The 19,423-nt window shown below is 72.5% G+C and carries 19 protein-coding genes; 8 read left to right on the forward strand and 11 right to left on the reverse strand.

Features of this window, described 5'->3' with window-relative positions:
- Positions 1 to 224: 224 nt before the first annotated feature.
- A complete protein-coding gene (locus OG357_RS06695) occupies positions 225 to 1,775 on the forward strand; it encodes a M1 family metallopeptidase (RefSeq protein ID WP_329620258.1) in 1,551 nt (516 codons plus the stop codon).
- A gap of 42 nt (positions 1,776 to 1,817) precedes the next feature.
- Here OG357_RS06695 and OG357_RS06700 read toward each other — a convergent pair whose 3' ends face one another.
- Positions 1,818 to 2,702 (reverse strand): oxygenase MpaB family protein, encoded by an 885-nt coding sequence (locus tag OG357_RS06700; protein ID WP_329620259.1) that lies wholly within the window; start codon positions 2,700 to 2,702, stop codon positions 1,818 to 1,820.
- A 113-nt stretch (positions 2,703 to 2,815) separates the two neighbouring features.
- Positions 2,816 to 3,304, reverse strand: a complete 489-nt coding sequence (locus tag OG357_RS06705) for a F0F1 ATP synthase subunit B family protein (RefSeq protein WP_329620260.1) — start codon at positions 3,302 to 3,304, stop codon at positions 2,816 to 2,818.
- Positions 3,305 to 3,429: 125 nt separating this feature from the next.
- On the opposite strand from OG357_RS06705, the gene sph reads away from it, so the two are divergent.
- Entirely contained in the window at positions 3,430 to 4,464 is a 1,035-nt protein-coding gene (gene sph, locus OG357_RS06710; RefSeq protein ID WP_329620261.1) for a sphingomyelin phosphodiesterase, read from the forward strand.
- Between the two features lie 28 nt (positions 4,465 to 4,492).
- On the opposite strand, the gene OG357_RS06715 is transcribed toward sph, so the two are convergent.
- Positions 4,493 to 4,978 carry a hypothetical protein gene (locus OG357_RS06715; protein WP_329620262.1) on the reverse strand — a complete coding sequence of 162 codons (486 nt, stop codon included), beginning with the start codon at positions 4,976 to 4,978 and terminating at the stop codon, positions 4,493 to 4,495.
- A gap of 93 nt (positions 4,979 to 5,071) precedes the next feature.
- Positions 5,072 to 5,554 (reverse strand): macro domain-containing protein, encoded by a 483-nt coding sequence (locus OG357_RS06720; protein WP_329620263.1) that lies wholly within the window; start codon positions 5,552 to 5,554, stop codon positions 5,072 to 5,074.
- Between the two features lie 76 nt (positions 5,555 to 5,630).
- Between OG357_RS06720 and OG357_RS06725 the strand changes: the two genes are divergently transcribed.
- Complete coding sequence (locus OG357_RS06725; RefSeq protein WP_329620264.1) at positions 5,631 to 6,359, forward strand: MerR family transcriptional regulator; 729 nt, start codon at positions 5,631 to 5,633, stop codon at positions 6,357 to 6,359.
- Here the strand turns inward: OG357_RS06725 and OG357_RS06730 are convergent.
- The 4 genes from OG357_RS06730 to OG357_RS06745 are packed head-to-tail and all read right to left on the reverse strand — an operon-like array spanning position 6,346 to position 12,137.
- Positions 6,346 to 8,520: a 3-hydroxyacyl-CoA dehydrogenase NAD-binding domain-containing protein gene (locus OG357_RS06730; RefSeq protein WP_329620265.1), complete on the reverse strand. Its 2,175-nt coding sequence runs from the start codon at positions 8,518 to 8,520 to the stop codon at positions 6,346 to 6,348. The genes OG357_RS06725 and OG357_RS06730 overlap by 14 nt on opposite strands.
- Before the next feature lie 47 nt (positions 8,521 to 8,567).
- Positions 8,568 to 9,782 (reverse strand): acetyl-CoA C-acetyltransferase, encoded by a 1,215-nt coding sequence (locus OG357_RS06735; RefSeq protein WP_329620266.1) that lies wholly within the window; start codon positions 9,780 to 9,782, stop codon positions 8,568 to 8,570.
- Between the two features lie 46 nt (positions 9,783 to 9,828).
- Positions 9,829 to 10,971: an acyl-CoA dehydrogenase family protein gene (locus tag OG357_RS06740; protein ID WP_329620267.1), complete on the reverse strand. Its 1,143-nt coding sequence runs from the start codon at positions 10,969 to 10,971 to the stop codon at positions 9,829 to 9,831.
- A complete protein-coding gene (locus tag OG357_RS06745; RefSeq protein WP_329620268.1) occupies positions 10,968 to 12,137 on the reverse strand; it encodes a CaiB/BaiF CoA transferase family protein in 1,170 nt (389 codons plus the stop codon). Before OG357_RS06745 ends, OG357_RS06740 begins: the two co-directional genes overlap by 4 nt.
- Before the next feature lie 181 nt (positions 12,138 to 12,318).
- Between OG357_RS06745 and OG357_RS06750 the strand changes: the two genes are divergently transcribed.
- The gene (locus OG357_RS06750; protein ID WP_329620269.1) at positions 12,319 to 13,572 is read left to right on the forward strand and encodes a saccharopine dehydrogenase family protein; all 1,254 of its coding nucleotides are present in this window, start codon (positions 12,319 to 12,321) and stop codon (positions 13,570 to 13,572) included.
- Positions 13,573 to 13,644: 72 nt separating this feature from the next.
- Here OG357_RS06750 and OG357_RS06755 read toward each other — a convergent pair whose 3' ends face one another.
- Together OG357_RS06755 and OG357_RS06760 are read right to left on the reverse strand one after the other, a co-directional pair.
- Positions 13,645 to 14,016 (reverse strand): VOC family protein, encoded by a 372-nt coding sequence (locus tag OG357_RS06755; RefSeq protein WP_329620270.1) that lies wholly within the window; start codon positions 14,014 to 14,016, stop codon positions 13,645 to 13,647.
- A gap of 126 nt (positions 14,017 to 14,142) precedes the next feature.
- On the reverse strand, positions 14,143 to 14,838 hold the full coding sequence (locus OG357_RS06760; RefSeq protein WP_329620271.1) for an endonuclease V: 696 nt from the start codon (positions 14,836 to 14,838) through the stop codon (positions 14,143 to 14,145).
- Between the two features lie 82 nt (positions 14,839 to 14,920).
- Here OG357_RS06760 and OG357_RS06765 point away from each other — a divergent pair, with 82 nt between their 5' ends.
- Entirely contained in the window at positions 14,921 to 15,220 is a 300-nt protein-coding gene (locus tag OG357_RS06765) for a YciI family protein (protein WP_317600813.1), read from the forward strand.
- A gap of 7 nt (positions 15,221 to 15,227) precedes the next feature.
- On the opposite strand, the gene OG357_RS06770 is transcribed toward OG357_RS06765, so the two are convergent.
- Positions 15,228 to 16,355, reverse strand: coding sequence for a WD40/YVTN/BNR-like repeat-containing protein (locus OG357_RS06770; protein ID WP_443066636.1), 1,128 nt, complete (start codon positions 16,353 to 16,355; stop codon positions 15,228 to 15,230).
- Between the two features lie 98 nt (positions 16,356 to 16,453).
- On the opposite strand from OG357_RS06770, the gene OG357_RS06775 reads away from it, so the two are divergent.
- From OG357_RS06775 to OG357_RS06785, 3 genes are all read left to right on the forward strand, one after another.
- Positions 16,454 to 16,930, forward strand: a complete 477-nt coding sequence (locus OG357_RS06775; RefSeq protein WP_329620272.1) for a (4Fe-4S)-binding protein — start codon at positions 16,454 to 16,456, stop codon at positions 16,928 to 16,930.
- Positions 16,931 to 17,073: 143 nt separating this feature from the next.
- Complete coding sequence (locus OG357_RS06780) at positions 17,074 to 17,490, forward strand: SsgA family sporulation/cell division regulator (protein ID WP_329620273.1); 417 nt, start codon at positions 17,074 to 17,076, stop codon at positions 17,488 to 17,490.
- A 290-nt stretch (positions 17,491 to 17,780) separates the two neighbouring features.
- Entirely contained in the window at positions 17,781 to 19,421 is a 1,641-nt protein-coding gene (locus OG357_RS06785) for an ABC-F family ATP-binding cassette domain-containing protein (protein WP_329620274.1), read from the forward strand.
- Positions 19,422 to 19,423: the final 2 nt, after the last annotated feature.

The following is a 19,423-nucleotide window of genomic DNA, read 5'->3' on the forward strand; positions in this document are numbered from 1 at the left end:
GGGCGGGAACGTACCCCGGTCAACTCCCGCGCAAAAGAGTGCAGGAGGCAATCAGGGGTGATTCGGGGTCATCCCCGAGACGGAGGGGTTCATGTCGGCCGAATGGCGATCGTGTGACAGGGGGTCCTCTGGACGTGACGGTGCGTCGGGGGCTGAATAGGCTCCGAACTAAGGACCGACGACCACCCGCGCGTCTTACGTTTCTTATGACTTGGGGAGCACCTGTGCACCGCAGAATCATCGTTCCGAGCGCCCTCGCGGCCTCCCTGCTGCTGGCGATCCCGGCATCGGCGGCCGACTTCCTTCCTGGGGCCCCGGGCATCGGCGACTCCTACTACCCCGCCAGCGGCAACGGCGGCTACGACGTCTCCCATTACGACCTGCGGCTGAAGTACCAGCCGGAGACCGATCTGCTCGAAGGTACGGCGACGATCCTCGCCACGACGAAGCAGAACCTGTCCCGGTTCAACCTGGACCTCGGGCTGAAGGTCAGCGAGGTCCGGGTCAACGGGCGCCTCGCGAAGTTCACCACCTCGGGCGACCACGAGCTGGAGGTGACCCCGGCCGCCCCGCTGGAGAAGAACAAGGCGATCTCGGTGGTCGTGCGCTACGCGGGCAAGCCCTCCGAGTTCAAGGTCGACGGCTGGTCGGCCTGGGCCCGTACCCCGGACGGCGGCGTCGCCGCGCAGGAGCCGGACTCGGCCGTCTGGTGGTTCCCGTCGAACGACCACCCGCTGGACAAGGCCACCTTCGACGTCTCCGTCTCCGTACCGGACGGCACGCAGGCCATCAGCAACGGCGTGCTCCAGTCGCAGTCCTCGCGGCTGGGCTGGACGCGCTTCAACTGGCGTTCGAACAAGCCGCAGGCGACCTACCTGGCCACGCTCGCCGTCGGCAAGTTCGACATCACGACGGACAAGACGGCGAACGGGCTGCCGGTCCTCAACGCGTACAGCAAGGACCTCGGCGACAACGCGGGCGCGGCGCGCGCCTCGATCGAGCGCACGACCGAGGTCGCGGAGTGGCTGGAGGGGGTCTTCGGGCCGTACCCCTTCAACTCCCTCGGCGGGTACGTGCCGAACGTGACCAGCGGCTTCGCCCTGGAGACGCAGACCCGCCCGTTCTACAGCCCGCGGCAGTTCGCCAACGGCGCGAACGTGTCGGTCGTCGTCCACGAGCTGGCGCACCAGTGGTACGGCGACAGCGTTTCCGTCCAGGACTGGAAGGACATCTGGGTCAACGAGGGCTTCGCCCGCTACAGCCAGTGGCTGTGGTCGGAGAAGGAGGGCGAAGGCACGGCCCAGGAGCTGGCGGACTACGTGTACGCCACGCGGACGGCCGAGGACCCGTTCTGGACGGTCAAGCCGGGTGACCCGGGCGCGGAGAACCAGTTCCACATCGCCGTCTACGACCGGGGCGCCCTGGCGCTCCAGGCCCTGCGCAACGAGATCGGCGACGAGGACTTCTTCGCGATCCTGAAGGGCTGGCCGCAGGAATTCGCCTACGGGAACGCGCGGGTCGGCGACTTCGTGCGGTACGCGGAGCGGGTCTCCGGCAAGCCGCTGGCCGGGCTCTTCGACACCTGGCTGTACCAGCCGTCGAAGCCGGCCGCTTCGACGGCGGCCGCGGCCGGTCTGTCCGCCCCCGCGGCGGCGCCGGCAGCAGGTCCGGCCGCGCGGTCGGCGGCGCGGTCGGCCGCTCCGAAGCCCGCGCAGCCGAAGTCGTGGAAGAAGATCGCGGCGACGAACACGGTCCACGACCACGACGAGCACTGACCGCACGACCGCACGACCCTCGTACGGTGACCGGGCCGTCCGTCAGCGCTTCCCGCGGCGGGCGGCCCCGCGTGCCTTCCGGGCCAGGGGCAGGTAGCGCAGCCGCTCGGGCAGGACGGGGACCACGGCCCGGACGACCAGGGCGAACCGGCGCAGCGCGCGCTCCTGCGCGTCCGTCCACTCCAGGCCGATGGCCTCGCGGGCGTCCGGGGGCATCAGGCCCACGGTGAGGAAGGCCCGCAGCCGCAGGAACGGGCGGCGCAGTACGGGCCAGAGCAGCCGGAGCGCGAGCCGGACGGGCAGGGGCCCCCGGTCCGGGGCGGGCACCGGCAGGTCCGGGTCGAGCAGCTCCCGGACGACGACGGTCGCCTCCAGCTCCTCGGCGAGGACCCTGCGGTAATAGGGCCAGAACTCCTCGACCGTCTGCGGCATGTCCCGGTCGTGGATGCCGAGGACGCGGCCGACCCGGAGCCACTCGGCGTACAGCTGCCGTTCCTGGGCGTCGGTGAGGGGGCGGGCGAGGAGGCCGAGACCGTACCGGTAGACGGGGAAGCCGGTCGCGTGCACCCACGAGTAGTAGGCCGGGGTGAGGGCGTGGTACTTGCGGCCGTGGGCGTCGGTGCCCTGGATGTCGCGGTGCAGCCGTCGAAGGCGGCGGCCCTCCTCGGCGGCCTCCTCGCCTCCGTACACCCAGAGCTGGACCGAGCGCAGGGAGCGCTCGCCGCGGCCCCAGGGGTCGGTGCGGAAGACGGAGTGCTCGTCGACCCCGGCGCCGATCGCGGGGTGGGCGACCTGCATGGCGAGGGCGGCGGGCAGCATCAGGAGTGCCCGGACGTCCCCGGCGACGCTCCACAGCACGCCGCCGACGGGCGGGGGTGCGGGATCGCCGGCCGGGATTCGGGCGGCGGACTCCTGCGGGCGGTTCATACGGTCGCTCTCCTCACACATCCGGTCACATGTCCAGGCTGCACCCACGACGAAGGGGCCGTCACCCGGGCGTTCTGCTGCCCGGGGACGGCCCCCTCATGGAGAACCTGGGGTCAGGAGCGGTCGGCCCCGACCGGCTCGCCGACGATGCGGGTGGCGAGGGCGTGGGCCCAGGCGTCGACGTCCGCGGTGAGCTCGCGCTCGGCGGCGGCGCGCTCGGCGGCGATCTTCTCGGCACCGGCGGCGAGGATGGCCTCGCGCTCGGCGTTGCCCTCGGCGCGGGCGGCGGCGATGGCGGCCGAGCCCTCCTCGGTGGCCCTGGAGCGGATGCGCGCGGCCTCGTGGCGGGCCTCGGCGAGCTCCGCCTCGTACTGCTCGCGGATCTGCGTGGCCTCGGAGCGCAGGTCGTCGGCGCGGCCGGTGCCGCCGTCGATGGCGTCCTCACGCTCGTCGAGCGTGCGGCGGATCTTGGGCAGGATCCCCTTGGCCAGGATGAGGAAGGTGAGGGCAAACAACACCACGCCGAGAATGAGCTCGGCCCAGACGGGGTTGAGGGGACCAAGGTCCATTTCGAAGACAGTGGGGTTACTCGCGAGGGTCATGCGCGCATTCTACCTGGTTCAAATAAGGACAATTCAGACACCGGGGCGAGAGTTGGCGCGGTTGTGCGAGTTCGGCAAGATTCCCGGCATCCAAAGGCTACCGGAAGGTAACCACGGCTGATTGTATGTGCGGCGCCAGGCCAACCCCCCACGCCTCCTTGGGAGTTCCCTTGTCCTTCGCCGCGCTCCGCCGCGCCCCCGGCGCCGCCCTTTCCCTCGCGCTCGCCGCCGCCACCCTGGCGGCGACCGCCCCGGCCGCCGGCGCCGCCTCCGCCGCGACCGCCGAGGCCCCGCGCCTGAAGGTGCTCACGTACAACGCGTTCCTCTTCTCCAAGTCCCTCTACCCGAACTGGGGCCAGGACCACCGGGCCAAGGCGATCCCCGCCGCCTCCTTCTTCCAGGGGCAGGACGTCGTCGTGATCCAGGAGGCCTTCGACAACTCCTCCTCCGACGCGCTCAAGGCGAACGCCGCCGCGCAGTACCCGCACCAGACCCCGGTCATGGGCCGCAGCAAGACCGGCTGGGACGCCACCGGCGGGGCCTACTCCGCGACCACGCCCGAGGACGGCGGGGTGACGATCTTCAGCAAGTGGCCGATCGTCCGCAAGGAGCAGTACGTCTACAAGGACGCCTGCGGCGCCGACTGGTTCTCGAACAAGGGCTTCGTCTACACCGTCCTGGACGTGAACGGGAGCCGGGTCCACGTCGTCGGCACCCACGCCCAGTCCACCGACCCGGGCTGCTCGGCGGGCGAGGCGGCGCAGATGCGCAGCCGCCAGTTCAAGGCGATGGACGCCTTCCTCGACGCCAAGAACATCCCGGCGAACGAGCAGGTCATCGTCGCCGGCGACATGAACGTCGACTCGCGCACGTCCGAGTACGGCACGATGCTCGCCGACGCGGGCCTGGCGGGGGCCGACTCGCGCACCGGCCACCCGTACTCCTTCGACACCGAGCTGAACTCGATCGCCTCCGAGCGCTACCCGGACGACCCGCGCGAGGACCTCGACTACGTCCTCTACCGGGCCGGGAACGCCCGCCCCGCCGGCTGGACCAACCACGTGGTCCTGGAGAAGAGCACCCCGTGGACGGTCTCCAGCTGGGGCACGCAGTACACGTACACCAACCTCTCCGACCACTACCCCGTCACCGGCTTCTGACCGACCGGCCCGGAGCTGGTACCTGGTCCTAGTACCCGGACCGGCCGAACACGCTGTACAGCCAGACGCCGAGGACCCCGGCGACGCAGAGCAGGACGAACCACGAGCCGAGGCTCGTGTGCCGCGACGTGCGGGGTCTGCCGGGGCGGGCGGCACGCGCCGCCCGCTTCCCGGGCTTGCCCTCCGGCCGTCCCGCGCGGGACGGCCCCTGGGCCGTGTCGGCGCCGGCGGCGACATCGGCGAGCAGCCGCCGGCAGATCGTCGCCAGCTCCGCCGTCCCGGCCGTCAGGTCGACGACCGTCTCGCTCCGGGCCGGGGCGGTGGTCCCCCCGTCGAGGAGCCGCCCGGCGCGCAGCAGCGCCCGGTCCTTGCCCCCGGTCGGGGCGAGACTGATCCAGCGGCCCACGTGCTCGCCCCGGATGACCACGCCACCGCCCCGCTCCCGGTAGACGGTGTGCTCCCGCCACAGGATTCCGGCCAACTCGTCAGCCGTCTCCCTGAGTTGCGCGTACATCTGACTCCCCTGTTGCCGTTCCCCCGATTCGAACAGCCGCCGACTCTAGCCCCCACCACCCACAGCGCCCGCGATGCCCCGCCCCCGTGCCCCTTACGCGCCGAAGTCGTACACGGTGACCGGTATCCCCCGGTCCACGAGCCTGCGGACGACCATCGGCCCGACCTCGTCCCAGGAACCGCCGGCCAGTCCGCAGCCGATGCGCGGCATGTGGACGGACGCGCCCAGCTCCGCCGCCTTGTCGCCGAGCAGCCCGAGCGCGGTGTCGATCGCCCCGTACCGCACGGGCACGGCCTGGTTCCGGACCGTCCGTATGCCGTGCTGGCCCACCATGTTGGCCACCCACACGTCGGGTTCGACCCGCACGAACTGGGCGGCGCCGAGTCCGAAGTCGTTGTCCGCCCGGTCGCGGTGCCACCGCCGGAAAGCCCTCTCCGGCTCCGGCCAGCGGCGCGTGAGCGCGAGGACGAAGCCCCTGCCCCAGCTCCCGGCGTCGTTGCAGACGTGGGCGATGATCCTGACGCCCTCGCCGTGCGGGGCGGTCGCGTCGCCTTCGACGTACGTGATCCCGTTCATGTCGATCACGCTACGGGCAGCCACTGACAGTGTGCGTGGTCTTTTACAGCGGTGGTGAGACAGCAATACTGTCCAAGTGAGCGACGAGGAACACGAGCCGAGCTATACGGTCGACGAGCTGGCCGCGCGGGCCGGGGTCACGGTGCGGACCGTGCGGTTCTACGGGACGCGGGGGCTGCTGCCGCCGCCCGTCATCGGGGCCCGGCGGGTCGGTCACTACGGGCCCGGGCATCTGGCGCGGCTCGCGCTCATCGAGGAGCTCCAGCGGCAGGGTATGACGCTGGCCGCGATCGAGCGGTATCTGGAGCAGTTGCCGGACGACCTCAGCGAGCAGGACCTGGCGATCCACCGCGCGCTCGTGGCCTCCTGGGCGCCCGAGTCCGCCGAGGAGATCACCCTGCGCGAGCTGGAGCGGCGCGCCGGGCGGGCCCTGACCGAGCAGGATGTCGAGCGGCTCGCCGCGATGGGGGTGGTGGAGCGGATCCCCGGGAGTGAGGACTTCCGGCTCGACGGGACGTTGCTGCGGCTCGGGGTCGAGCTGCTCGACGTGCCGATCGAGCACGAGACGATCCTCGCCTCCCGGACCGTCCTCGTGGAGCACGCGCGCTCCGCCGCCCAGGAGCTCTCCCGGCTCTTCCGGGACGAGGTGTGGAACCCGTACCGGGAGAGCGCCGAGGACCCGGACCACCTGAACGCCATGCGGTCGCTCTCGGCCCATATGCAGCCGATGGTGGTCCAGGCCCTGGTCACGGCGTTCCAGCGCTCGCTCCGCGAGGAGCTGCGCGCCGCGTTCAGGAGTCGGTGAAGACCTCGCCGCGCTCGGCCTTCTCGACGAGCAGCGCCGGGGGCTCGAAGCGCTCGCCGTACGTCTCCGCCAGCTCGCGCGCGCGGGCCGCGAAGCCGGCGACACCGCCCTCGTAGCCGTTGATGTACTGGAGCACGCCGCCGGTCCAGGCCGGGAAGCCGATGCCCATGATGGAGCCGATGTTGGCATCGGCGACGGAGGTCAGGACGCCCTCCTCCAGGAGCCGGACGGTGTCAAGCGCCTCGGAGAACAGCATCCGCTCCTGCATGTCGCGGAAGGGGATCTCGTATCCGGGCTTCGTGAAGTGCTCGCGCAGGCCGGGCCAGAGCTTGCCGCGCTTGCCGTCCTCCGCGTACTCGTAGAAGCCCGCGCCGCCGCTGCGGCCGGGGCGGCCGAACTCGTCGACCATGCGGTCGATCACGGCCTCGCCCGGGTGGGTGGCCCACTCCCCGCCGGCCTCCTCGATCGCGCGCCGGGTCTCGTTGCGGATCTTGCGGGGCAGCGTCAGGGTCAGCTCGTCCATGAGGGAGAGGACCTTCGCCGGGTAGCCGGCCTGGGCGGCCGCCTGCTCGATCGAGGCGGGCTCGATGCCCTCGCCGACCATGGCGACACCCTCGTTGATGAAGTGGCCGATCACGCGGGAGGTGAAGAAGCCGCGGGAGTCGTTGACGACGATCGGCGTCTTGTTGATCTGCCGGACCAGGTCGAAGGCGCGGGCGAGGGCCTCGTCGCCGGTCCGCTCGCCCTTGATGATCTCGACGAGCGGCATCTTGTCGACCGGCGAGAAGAAGTGCAGACCGATGAAGTCGGTCTGGCGCTCGACGCCCTCGGCGAGGACGGAGATCGGCAGGGTCGAGGTGTTGGAGCAGAGCAGCGCGTCGGGGGCGACGACGCCCTGGATCTCCTGGAAGACCTTGTGCTTGAGGGACGTGTCCTCGAAGACCGCCTCGATCACCGCGTCGCAGCCGGCCAGGGCCTGGACGTCGGAGGTCGCGGTGATGCGGGCGAGGAGCGCGTCGGCCTTCTCCTGGGTGGTGCGGCCGCGGGCGACGGCCTTGGCGCAGAGCTTCTCGGAGTAGGCCTTGCCCTTGGCGGCGGACTCGGCGGAGACGTCCTTGAGGACGACCTCGATGCCGGCACGGGCGCAGGAGTACGCGATGCCGGCGCCCATCATGCCCGCGCCGAGGACGGCGACCTTGCGGACCGGGCGGGGCGCGATGCCCTTGGGGCGGCTGGCGCCGGAGTTGACGGCCTGGAGGTCGAAGAAGAACGCCTGGATCATGTTCTTCGCGGTCTGCCCGATGACCAGCTCGGTGAAGTACCGGCTCTCGATGACGCTCGCCGACTCGAAGTCGACCTGGGAGCCCTCGACGGCGGCGGCCATGATCGCGCGGGGCGCCGGGTAGGGCGCGCCGTTCAGCTGCTTGCGCAGATTGGCCGGGAAGGCCGGCAGGTTGGCGGCGAACTTCGGGTTGGACGGGGTGCCGCCGGGGATCCGGTGGCCGGGGACGTCCCAGGGCTGGCGGGACTCGGGGTGCGCGTCGATGAAGGCGATGGCCTTGGCCATCATCTCCTCGGGGGTGGCGGCCACCGCGTGGACGAGGCCGTTGTCGAGGGCGCGCTTCGGGGCGTACTGGGTGCCCTGGAGGAGCACCTTGAGCAGGGCGTCGGTGATGCCCATGAGGCGTACGGTACGGGCGATGCCGCCGCCGCCCGGCAGCAGGCCGAGGGTGACCTCGGGCAGGCCGATCTTGGAGCCGGGGGCGTCGAGGGCGACGCGGTGGTGGGAGGCGAGGGCGATCTCGTAGCCGCCGCCGAGTGCCGCGCCGTTGATCGCGGCGACGACGGGCTTGCCGAGGGTCTCGATGCGGCGCAGCGCGTTCTTGATCTCCAGGGCGCCCTCGAAGATGTCCCGGGCGTGCTCGGGGCCCGCCTGGACCATGTCCTTGAGGTCGCCGCCGGCGAAGAAGGTCTTCTTCGCGGAGGTGTAGATGATGCCCCGGATGGAGTCCTGCTCGGCCTCCACGCGGTCGGCGATCGCCGTGATCGAGGCCCGGAAGGCCTGGTTCATGGTGTTGGCGGACTGGTTCGGGTCGTCGAGGACGAGGGTGACGATCCCGGTCGCGTCCTGCTCCCAGCGGATGGTGGTGCTCTCGCTCATGTCTCTGCTTCTCCGTGGATCCGTGAAGAGGGGTTCGGACGGGACCGTCAGACGCGCTCGACGATGGTGGCGATGCCCATGCCGCCGCCGACGCAGAGGGTGGCGAGGCCGTAGCGCTTGTCCTGGCGCTCCAGCTCGTCGACGAGGGTGCCGAGGATCATCGCGCCGGTGGCGCCGAGCGGGTGGCCGAGCGCGATGGCACCGCCGTTGACGTTGACCTTGTCCAGGGAGATGCCCATGTCCTTGACGAAGCGGAGGACGACGGCCGCGAAGGCCTCGTTGATCTCGATGAGGTCGATGTCGTCGATGGTGAGGCCGGCCTTGGCGAGGGCCTTGCGGGTGGCCGGGGCCGGGCCGGTGAGCATGATGGTCGGCTCGGAGCCGGAGACGGCGGCCGCGACGATCCGGGCGCGCGGGGTCAGCCCGTACCGCTCGCCGACCTCCTTCGAGCCGATGGCGACGAGGGAGGCGCCGTCGACGATGCCGGAGGAGTTGCCCGCGTGGTGGACGTGGTCGATCTCCTCGACCCAGTGGTACTTCTGCAGGGCCACGGCGTCGAAGCCGCCCAGCTCGCCGATGTCGGCGAAGGAGGGCTTGAGGCGGGCGAGCGAGTCGGCGGTGGTGCCGGGGCGCAGGAACTCGTCGTGGTCGAGCACGGTGAGTCCGGCGCGGTCCTTCACGGGGACGATCGAGCGGGCGAAGCGGCCGTCCTTGACGGCGGCGGCGGCGCGCTCCTGGGAGAGGGCGGCGTACTCGTCGACGTCGCGGCGGCTGAAGCCCTCGATGGTGGCGATGAGGTCGGCGCCGATGCCCTGCGGGACGAAGTTGGTCTCCAGGTTGGTCATCGGGTCGGCGAACCAGGCGCCGCCGTCGGAGGCCATCGGCACGCGGGACATGGACTCGACGCCGCCGGCGAGGACGAGGTCCTCCCAGCCGGAGCGGACCTTCATCGCGGCCATGTTGACCGCTTCGAGGCCGGAGGCACAGAAGCGGTTCTCCTGGACGCCGGCGACGGTGTCGGGGAGTCCGGCGGCGATGGCGGCGATCCGGGCGATGTCGGAGCCCTGGTCGCCGACGGGGCCGACGACGCCGAGGACGATGTCGTCGATGGCGGCCGGGTCGAGGCCGGGGTGGCGGGCCTGGATCTCCCGGATGAGGCCGACGACCAGGTCGATCGGCTTGGTGCCGTGCAGGGATCCGTTGGCCTTGCCGCGTCCGCGCGGGGTGCGGATCGCGTCGTACACGTACGCTTCGGTGCTCACGTAAAGCCTTTCGCGATGAGGGTGGTCGAGCGGGAGAGGGACGACGTCAGCCGAGGAGGGAACGGCCGATGATCTCCTTCATGATCTCGGTGGTGCCGCCGTAGATGGTCTGGATCCGGCCGTCGGTGTAGGCGCGGGCGACCGGGAATTCGCTCATGTAGCCGTATCCGCCGTGCAGTTGCAGGCAGCGGTCGGCGACGCGCTTCTGGAGTTCGGTCGCCCACCACTTGGCCATGGAGGCGTGGACAGCGTCCAAGGCGCCGCTCGCGTGCTCCTCGATGCAGCGGTCGACGAAGGTCCGGGTGACGGCGCACTCGGTGGCCATCTCGGCGATCTCGAAGCGGACGTGCTGGAGCTTGGCGATGGGGCGGCCGAAGGCCTCGCGCTCCTTGACGTACCGGCTGGTGATCTCCAGGAGGTACTCGGCCCCGGCGATGCCGGCGACGGCGATGGCCAGGCGCTCCTGGGCGAGGTTGGTCATCAGGTGCAGGAAGGCGCCGTTGAGTTCGCCGAGGAGGTTCTCCTTGGGGACGCGGACGTCGTGGAAGAAGAGCTCGGCGGTGTCCTGGGACTTCTGGCCGATCTTGTCGAGGTTCCGGCCGCGCTCGAAGCCCTCGGCGCCGCGCTCGACGACCAGGAGGGAGAGGCCGTGCGCGCCGCCCTCCGGGGTGGTGCGGGCGACGACGATCACGAGGTCGGCCAGGATGCCGTTGGAGATGAAGGTCTTGGAGCCGTTGAGGATCCAGTGGTCGCCGTGGTCCTCGGCGGTGGTGCGGATGCCCTGGAGGTCGGAGCCCGCGCCGGGTTCCGTCATGGCGATGGCGGTGACGGTCTCGCCGGAGCAGAAGCCGGGCAGCCAGCGTCGCTTCTGCTCGTCGGTGGCGAGCGAGGTGAGGTACGGGCCGATGATGTCGTTGTGCAGGCCGATGGCGAGTCCGGGGGCGCCGGCCCGGGTGAACTCCTCGGCGAGTACGGCTCCGTAGCGGAAGTCGGGGTTGCCCCCGCCGCCGTACTCCTCGTCGACGGCGAGCCCGAGCAGTCCCTGCCGGCCGGCGGCCCGCCAGGCCTCGCGGGCGACGATGCCGTCCCGCTCCCACTGCTCGTAGTGGGGCAGCACCTCCTTGGCCAGGAAGGTGCGGACGGTCGCCCGGAAGGCCTCGTGGTCGGCGGTGTAGAGCTGGCGCTTCATGCTTCGGTCTCCTGGATCTCCGGGGTCTCCGGGGTCTTCAAGGCGGGGACGGCCCAGTCGCGGGCGACGGCGGCGGTGTCGGCACCGGGCAGGGCGGGGCCCGAGCGGAGGGTGCCGGGGGTGACGGAGAAGCGGGGAGCGGGGGCCGGCTGGGTGAGGCCGGCATGCTCGGCGAAGGTGGCGCGGGCGGCGAGGTGGGGATGGCTCGGGGCCTCGCGCAGGGAGAGGACGGGGGCGACGCAGGCGTCGGTGCCCTCGAAGACGGACGTCCACTCCTCGCGGGTACGGCTCCGGAAGCGGTCGGCGACGGCCGCGCGCAGTTCGGGCCAGCGGGCGAGGTCGCCGCGCAGGGCGGCGGCCTCCTCGATGCCGATGCCGAGGAGGCGGGTGAACTCCGCGTAGAACTGTCCCTCCAGGGCGCCGACCGCCATGTGTCCGCCGTCGGACGTCTCGTAGACACCGTAGAAGGGACAGCCGCCGTCGAGGAGGTTGACGCCCCTGCGGTCCTGCCAGCCGCCGGCCGCGAGCATGCCGTGGATCATGGTCGTGAGGTGGGCGGTGCCGTCGACGATGGCGGCGTCGACGACCTGGCCCTCGCCGTGCGCCCGCGCGTGCTGGAGGGCGGAGAGGACGCCGATGACGAGGTAGAGCGAGCCGCCCGCGTAGTCGCCGACGAGGTTGGCGGGGACGGTGGGCGGCCCGTCCGGGTCGGGGCCGATCATGCCGAGGGCGCCGGTGATCGCGATGTACCCGATGTCGTGGCCCGCGGTCGTGGCGAGCGGTCCGTCCTGGCCCCAGCCGGTCATCCGGCCGTAGACGAGCCGGGGGTTGCGGGCGAGGCAGGGCTCGGGGCCGACGCCGAGGCGTTCGGCGACGCCGGGGCGGTAGCCCTCGATCAGGACGTCGGCGCGCGCGACGAGGTCGAGCACGGTGGCGGGGCCGTCCTCGGCCTTGAGGTCGACGAGGACGGAGCGCTTGTTGCGGTTGGTGAGGTCGCGGGCCGGGTCGATGCCGAGGCCGGCTCCTCCGGGGCGGTCGACGCGGACGACGTCCGCGCCGAGGTCGGCCAGGAGCATGGCGGCGAAGGGGCCGGGGCCGATGCCGGCCAGTTCGACCACGCGCACCCCGGCGAGCGGGCCGTTCCGGGCGGTGTGCGTCGTGCTCATCGAGCCCCCAGGAGTGTGTGACACCAATGATGTAACACCGGAGATGCTAGGAACGTGTTCCACTCGGCACAAGCCCCCCGGCCGAGCAAGCGCTTGGAAATCGCCGCGGCGCGGAGTTCCGCTATTCTCCGCCGACGACAACCGCGCGCGGCGGCGCGGTACGGCCGAAATGAGGGGCTGGATGGAGACAGGGGCGGGCACCGGACGCGGGACCGGAGCGCGAGCGGAGGACGCGGCAGGCGGGGAGGGACCCCAGGACGGCACTCGGCGGCCGTACGACGTCGTGCTCTTCGGGGCGACGGGTTTCGTGGGCGGGCTCACCGCGGAGTACCTGGCCGAGCACGCCCCCGCGGAGTGCCGCTGGGCGCTCGCGGGGCGCAACCGCACCGGGCTCGCGGCCCTGCGCGAGCGGCTCGCCGCCCGGTGGCCGCACTGCGCGGAGCTGCCGCTGGTCGTCGCCGACGCCGACGATCCGGACTCGCTGCGCGCACTCGCCGAGTCCGCCCGGGTCGTGGCGACGACCGTCGGCCCCTACGTCTGGTACGGGGAGGGTCTGGTCGCCGCCTGCGCGGAGGCCGGGACGGACTGTGTGGACCTCACCGGCGAGGCCGAGTTCGTGGACCGGATGTACGTACGGCACGACGCGCGCGCCCGTGAGACCGGGGCCCGGATCGTGCACGCCTGCGGCTTCGACTCCGTCCCGCACGACCTGGGCGCGTACTTCACCGTCCAGCAGCTCCCGGAGGGCGTACCGCTCCGCGTCGACGGTTTCGTGCGGGTCGGGGCCGCCTTCTCCGGCGGTACCTTCGCGTCGGCGCTGACCGCGCTCGGCCGGGGCCGGCACGTCCTGGGCGCGGCCCGCGAGCGGCGGCTGCACGCACCGAGGCTGGTGGGGCGGCGGGCCCGCGCGCCGCTGGGCAGCCCCCGGTTCAGCCGGGAGACGGGCACCTGGGCCCTGCCGCTGCCGACGCTCGACCCGCAGGTGGTGGCCCGCTCGGCCGCCGCCCTCGACCGGTACGGGCCGGACTTCCGTTACCGCCACTACGCCTCCGTGAAGACGCTCCCGATGGCCCTGGGCGGCACGGCGGCCGTCGGCGCGGGCGCGGCGGCTGCTCAACTCCCTTCGGTACGGCGATGGCTGATGGAGCGTTACCAGCCGGGCCAGGGCCCGTCGGAGGAGCGCCGGGCCCGTAGCTGGTTCTCGGTGCGGTTCGTCGGCGAGGGCGGTGGGCGCCGGGTGTTCACCGAGGTGTGGGGCGGCGACCCGGGGTACGACGAGACGGCCAAGATGCTCGCCGAGTCGGCGCTCTGTCTGGCCTTCGACGCGCTGCCGAAGACGGCGGGCCAGGTGACGACGGCGGTCGCGATGGGCGACGCGCTGATCGAGCGGCTTCGCGCGGCGGGCATCGGCTTCCGGGTGGCGCACCGGGGCTGATCCGCGCGGCGGATCGGGGCGGGCCCGGCGGGTCCGTGCGGGCCCGAGAGACCGGAGCAGGCGGGGCCGGCCTCAGAACCGTACGAGGCGGAAGGGGTGGCCGGCCGGGTCGGCGTAGACGCGCCAGGCCGGGTCGCCGCCCCCGCCGTCGAGCGGGGTGGCCCCGAGTTCGAGGACGGCCTCCTCCGCGGCGGCCAGGTCCTCGACCCGCACGTCGAGGTGGAACTGCTGCTCGGGCGCGCCCCAGACGGGCGGCCGGTGGTCGGCCACGTCCTGGAAGGCGAGGACCGGGCCGGCGGCACCGCGCAGGATGGCGGATCCCTCGCCGACTGCCAACCGGGGGTCGGGGCTCTCTACCTCGCCGCCGATCAACCGCTGGTAGAACAGGGCGAGTTCCCGCGCGTCCGGGCAGTCGAGGACGACGCACCGCAGCCGCCCGATCATGCCAGGACCCAGTCGGCGACGACGTACTGCATGCCGTGCTCCGCGGAACGCGGCGGAACGGAAAGGGGTGTTGTCATGGGGGCCACTGTGCCGGGCGGGAGAGCGGCGCGGTATCCGTACGCGTACTCAGGTATCCCCTAGTGCTTCCCTGAGTGCCCTGCGGCAGAGGGAGTCGGCGTGGCGGGTGGTCTCGGGGATGCGGTAGCGCGGCGCGAGGCGGAGCGTGTGGGCGCAGGCGCGGTCGAGGTCGACCCGGTGGCCGACGGAGACGAAGACCGGCTTCACCCCGGCCTGGGTCCGCAGGGCCCGGCCCACCTCCTCGCCTTCGGCGAGCAGGGAGCTGAACCCCCCGCGTTCCACGCCGGGTTGCTCGTAGGTGAAGGTGAAGGGGTTCTTGGCGACGCCGATGGACGGCCGTCCGGTCAGCACCCCGAGATGGCTCGCGAGCCCGAAGCGGCGGGGATGGGCGAGGCCGTATCCGTCGCAGACGAGCAGGCCGGGGTCCGCGGTCAGGGCGTCGAGCGCGGCGAGCACGGTCGGGATCTCGCGGAAGGCGAGGAGCCCGGGGACGTAGGGGAAGGAGACGCAGCCGACCGCCGTGGCCTCCTCGACCACGTCGAGGGTCCGGGCGTCGAGGACGACGGCCGCGGCGGCGACGAGATCGCGCTCGTCGTCGTAGGCCACGTCGAGCCCCGTGACGTGGCCTTCGCCGACGGCCGGCCCCGGTTCGTCGAGCACGATCCGCCCGCGCAGCTCCCGCTGGACGTCCCGCGCGGCGTCCTCGTCGGCGGGCCAGCCCGCCGGAATACCGATGATCGTCATAGTGCGAGCCACCCTACGACCCCGGTTCCGAGGGCTGGAACGCCTCGTCGGCGTCCGCCGGGTGCCCGGTAGCCTGGCGGTCATGTTCGTACTGGAATTGACCTACACCGCGCCCGTCGAGCGGGCGGACGCCCTGCTCGACGCGCACGTCGAATGGCTGGACGCGCAGTACGCCGCCGGCGTGTTCCTCGCCTCGGGGCGGAAGAACCCGCGCGACGGCGGCGTGATCCTGGCCGCCGGGGTCGGCCGCGCGGAGATCGAGGCGATCGCTGCGGCCGACCCGTTCAGCGCCGAGGGCGTGTGCGCGTACCGGATCACGGAGTTCTACGCGACCAAGACGGTCGAGGGACTCGCCCCGTACCGGGAGCAGCTGCCCTCCTGAACCTGGCTCAGTGGCGTCCGGTGCGGGCGATCCGGCCCTTCTCGCCGGAGGCCCAGCACGACCCGTCGTCCGTGCAGTCCACCGTGTCGTACGAGCCGGTGTCGATCGTGCGCCAGGTGCGGCCGGCGTCGGTCGTCAGGTCCGTGCCGGTCGGGCCGACGGCGAGCGCGGCCGACCTGCTGTGCGGGAGCCAGGCGACGCCGGAGCGGTAGGCAGGCGGCGGCGCGTCCGAGGCGTGCCAGGTGCGGCCTCCGTCCCTGGTGACCGCGGCGGCCCGCGGGGACGGCTGGTCCTTGCGGTAGTCACCGCCGACGGCGATGCCGTGCGTACGGTCGCGGAAGGCGAGGCCGAAGACGCCCCGGGCGGGGTCCCCGGCCGGGATCGGCGTGGCGGTGGCCGTCCAGGTCAGCCCCCGGTCGGCGGAGTGGAGCACGCGGGCCGTGGCGCCGCCGCCCGTCGCGAGCCACACGTCCCGGGGTCCGGAGGACACCAGGCACTGGCCGCTCGCCGCGAAGCCGGCCTCGCCGGGGAGCGCGTCCGGCATCCCGGCGCTCGGCAGCACGCGCCAGGTCCGGCCGCCGTCGCCGGTGGAGAGGATGCGGTACTTCCCGTCGACTGGGTCGCTCATGGCGAGTCCGTGCCGCCGGTCGAAGAAGGTGACGCAGTCGTAGAAGGCGCGCGGGTCGGTGTTCCGGAAGGACTCGGTCCAGGTGGCGCCGCCGTCCTCGGTGCGCAGCAGGCGGGAGGCCTCGCCCTCCCCGATGGCGAGGACGACGGCCCGGCGGGCGTCGAACGCCTCCACGTCGCGGAATTCGAGCTCTCCCGCGCCGGGCGGTGAGACGTCTCGCCAGCTCCGGCCGCCGTCCGTCGTGCGCAGCACCGTGCCTTTGGAGCCCGCGGCCCAGGCGGTCCTCCGGTCGACCGCCGCGAGCCCGCGGAAGCGGGCGTCGGTGCCGGTCGGTGTCAGCCGCCAGCCGGCCGCGGCCGTGGGGGTGTCCCCGGCCTTCCCGGCTTCCCGGGCTTCCCCGGCCGCTCCCCCGGCCCCGGCGCGCGCCGGGGCCGCCAGGCTCAGCGCGAGCGCCGCCCCGATCAGCCCCACCGACATCATTCGTCTCGTCTTCCCCATGGACGTCATGGCGCCGGAAGCTAGTGCCCCGGGGCGGTCCCCGTCCAGGGTGCCTCCCGGGTGCGCCCCGGGTGCGCCCCGCGCTGGGCGTTCCTAGGCTGAGTGGCATGAGCGACCGTCCGGGCGAGCGTGCCCCGACCGAGGAGAAGCCGAAGCTCAAGGAGTACGAGGGCGAGGGCATCACCGTCACTTTCGAGCCACGGCGCTGTCTGCACGCGGCCGAGTGCGTGCACGGCCTGCCCGAGGTCTTCGACCTGTCCCGGCGCCCGTGGGTGCTGCCCGACGCCGCCGAGCCCGGCCTGGTCGCCGAGGTGATCCGCCGCTGCCCCTCGGGCGCGCTCCAGTACCACCACCACCCGGCGGAGGCCGCCGTCGCCGAGCCCCCCGACTCCCCCACCACCGTGCGCCGCACCCCTTCCGGCCAGCTCGTTCTGCGCGGGGACCTGCTCGTGACCGGCCCGCACGGGGACCGGCACGAGACCCGGGTGATGCTGTGCGGCTGCGGTGCCTCCGCGAACCAGCCGTACTGCGACCACTCCGGCCCCTGCGCCGAGCCGGACGACGACGTCGCCGATCAGCGCTGACCCTCGACCGCGTCCGTCCGGTGACGCAGGTCACGTGGTCACCGAGTGCACGTTCCGGCCGTGCCGCTCGTCTTCCCTGGTGTGAGGTGCCCTGGTGTCGGGGAGACGCACAGGATCCGAAACCCGCGCGAGAGGAGCCGGTCTTGCCCGCCGTCATCGAGCAGTCCGTCCAGGCCCGTCTGGTCGCATCCGTGCCCCGGATGGAGACGGTCCCCGCCACCCTGCGGTACGACCGGGAGGACCCGTACGCCGTCAGCATGGCCTTCCCGCCTCCGGCGACCCTGGAGGGCGTCGAGGTCTCCTGGGCCTTCGCCCGTGAGCTGCTCGTCCAGGGCGTCGAGCGCCCGGCGGGGGTCGGTGACGTCCGGCTGCGCCCGTACGGGTACGACCGCACGGTGGTCGAGTTCCACGCCCCTGAGGGGGTCGCGATGGTGCACGTCAGGACCTCGGAGCTGCGCCTCTTCCTGGAGCGCTCGGAGCACCTGGTGCCGGCCGGACGCGAGCACCAGTACCTGAACTGGGACCAGGACCTGGCGGAGCTGCTGCGCGAGCGCCCGTAGAGCGTGCGCCATGAATCGGGCGCCCGTAAGCCGAGCGCCCGTAAACCGAGCGCCCGTAAATCGTTTGCCCCCGCCCGATCGGGGTCGTACGGTCGTACCTGACCTTGTCGTCACTTGATCGGAGAAGGACGTTGCTCGTCTGAGGTTGCGAGACACCGCGCCGCGCGTGCCCCTTGTGCCGCGTGTGCCGTTCTCGACCTCGGCGTACGAGCCGTTCTTTCCACAGCCCGCGCCCCGGTGTCTCTCGCGTCGCCCATTCACGCCCGCGCTCGCGCAACCGGGAGGCCTCCATGGCGCATCACCCCACGTTCATCACCTGTTCCTCGCTCTCCTTCTCCTGGCCCGACGGCACCGAGGTCCTCGACGACTTCCGCCTCACGGTCGGCCCCGGCCGCACCGGGCTCGTCGGGCTCAACGGCTCCGGCAAGTCGACCCTCCTGAAACTCCTCGCGGGAGAGCTCACCCCGGCCTCCGGCGCGATCCGGGTCACGGGCGAGCTCGGCTACCTGCCGCAGAACCTCGTCCTGGACACCTCGCGGCGGGTCGACGAGATCCTCGGTATCGCGGGGAAGCGCGCCGCGCTGCACGCCATCGAGGCGGGCGACCCCGCCGAGGAGCACTTCACCGCCCTCGCCGACGACTGGGACGTCGAGGAGCGGGCCCGCGCCACCCTCGATCAGCTGGGGCTCACCGCCGTCGGCCTCGACCGGACCGTCGGCGAGGTCTCGGGCGGCGAGTCCGTCCTGCTGCGCCTCGCGGCGCTGCTGCTCGCCCGGCCCGACGTGCTGCTGCTCGACGAGCCGACGAACAATCTGGACCTGCACGCCCGCGCCCGTCTGTACGAAGCGGTGGAGGGCTGGTCCGGGGTCCTGGTCGTGGTCAGCCACGACCGTGAACTCCTGGAGCGCGTCGACCAGATCGCCGATCTCCGGGACGGCGAGGTCACCTGGTACGGCGGCCCCTGGTCCGCGTACGAGACGGCACTCGCCGCGGAACAGGACGCCGCGGAGCGGATGGTGCGGGTCGCCGAAGCCGACGTACAGCGCCAGAAGCGCGAACTGGGCGAAGCCCAGACGAAGTTGGCGCGCCGCAAGCGGTTCGCGCAGAAGAGTTACGAGAACAAGGTCGTACCGAAGATCGTGGCGAACGGCCGCAAGAGCGATGCCCAGGTCGCGGCGGGGAAGCACCGCACCCTGCACACGGAGCGGCTCTCCGAGGCCAAGGAGCGGCTCGACGCGGCGGTGGAGGCGGTACGGGACGACGACGAGATCCGCGTCGAACTGCCCCGCACCTCGGTGCCGCCGGGCCGCGAGGTCCTGTTCCTGCGCGACCTGGAGCTGCGGTACGGGGCCAGGGTCGACGGCGAGTTCGCGCTGCGCGGCCCGGAGCGGATCGCGCTCGTCGGCCGGAACGGCGCCGGCAAGACGACGCTGCTCCGGACGATCGCCGGGGAGGTGGAGCCGCTGTCGGGCGAGGCGGACGCACGGGTACCGCTCCGCTTCCTGCCGCAGCGGCTCGACGTCCTCGACGACGGGCTGAGCGTGGTGGAGAACGTGGCCCGCTTCGCGCCCACGGCGACGGGGAACGCGATCAGGGCGCGGCTGGCGAGGTTTCTGTTCCGGGGGGCGCGGGCGGATCAGCCCGTGGGCACCCTCTCGGGCGGGGAGCGGTTCCGGGCGACGCTCGCGGCGCTGCTCCTGGCGGAGCCGGCTCCGCAGCTGCTGATGCTGGACGAGCCGACGAACAACCTGGACATGGGGTCGGTCCGGAAGCTGACGGCGGCCCTCGACGCGTACGAGGGGGCGCTGATCGTGGCGAGCCACGACGTGACGTTCCTGGAGTCGCTCGGCATCACGCGCTGGCTGCTGCTCGACGGTGAGCTGCGGCCGACGACGGCGGAGGAGGTCCGGGGAGTGACTTCGAGGCACTAGCG

This window comes from Streptomyces sp. NBC_01255 (assembly GCF_036226445.1).
Taxonomy (GTDB): Bacteria; Actinomycetota; Actinomycetes; order Streptomycetales; family Streptomycetaceae; genus Streptomyces.

Bases quoted from the DNA above. Each gene is read 5' to 3' on its own strand.
- OG357_RS06700 (WP_329620259.1), bottom strand. From the start codon at position 2,702: ATGAACCGCCCGCAGGAGTCCGCCGCCCGAATCCCGGCCGGCGATCCC.
- OG357_RS06705 (WP_329620260.1), bottom strand. From the start codon at position 3,304: ATGACCCTCGCGAGTAACCCCACTGTCTTCGAAATGGACCTTGGTCCC.
- sph (WP_329620261.1), top strand. From the start codon at position 3,430: ATGTGCGGCGCCAGGCCAACCCCCCACGCCTCCTTGGGAGTTCCCTTG.
- OG357_RS06715 (WP_329620262.1), bottom strand. From the start codon at position 4,978: ATGTACGCGCAACTCAGGGAGACGGCTGACGAGTTGGCCGGAATCCTG.
- OG357_RS06720 (WP_329620263.1), bottom strand. From the start codon at position 5,554: ATGAACGGGATCACGTACGTCGAAGGCGACGCGACCGCCCCGCACGGC.
- OG357_RS06730 (WP_329620265.1), bottom strand. From the start codon at position 8,520: ATGAGCGAGAGCACCACCATCCGCTGGGAGCAGGACGCGACCGGGATC.
- OG357_RS06740 (WP_329620267.1), bottom strand. From the start codon at position 10,971: ATGAAGCGCCAGCTCTACACCGCCGACCACGAGGCCTTCCGGGCGACC.
- OG357_RS06745 (WP_329620268.1), bottom strand. From the start codon at position 12,137: ATGAGCACGACGCACACCGCCCGGAACGGCCCGCTCGCCGGGGTGCGC.
- OG357_RS06750 (WP_329620269.1), top strand. From the start codon at position 12,319: ATGGAGACAGGGGCGGGCACCGGACGCGGGACCGGAGCGCGAGCGGAG.
- OG357_RS06755 (WP_329620270.1), bottom strand. From the start codon at position 14,016: ATGATCGGGCGGCTGCGGTGCGTCGTCCTCGACTGCCCGGACGCGCGG.
- OG357_RS06760 (WP_329620271.1), bottom strand. From the start codon at position 14,838: ATGACGATCATCGGTATTCCGGCGGGCTGGCCCGCCGACGAGGACGCC.
- OG357_RS06765 (WP_317600813.1), top strand. From the start codon at position 14,921: ATGTTCGTACTGGAATTGACCTACACCGCGCCCGTCGAGCGGGCGGAC.
- OG357_RS06770 (WP_443066636.1), bottom strand. From the start codon at position 16,355: ATGACGTCCATGGGGAAGACGAGACGAATGATGTCGGTGGGGCTGATC.
- OG357_RS06775 (WP_329620272.1), top strand. From the start codon at position 16,454: ATGAGCGACCGTCCGGGCGAGCGTGCCCCGACCGAGGAGAAGCCGAAG.
- OG357_RS06785 (WP_329620274.1), top strand. From the start codon at position 17,781: ATGGCGCATCACCCCACGTTCATCACCTGTTCCTCGCTCTCCTTCTCC.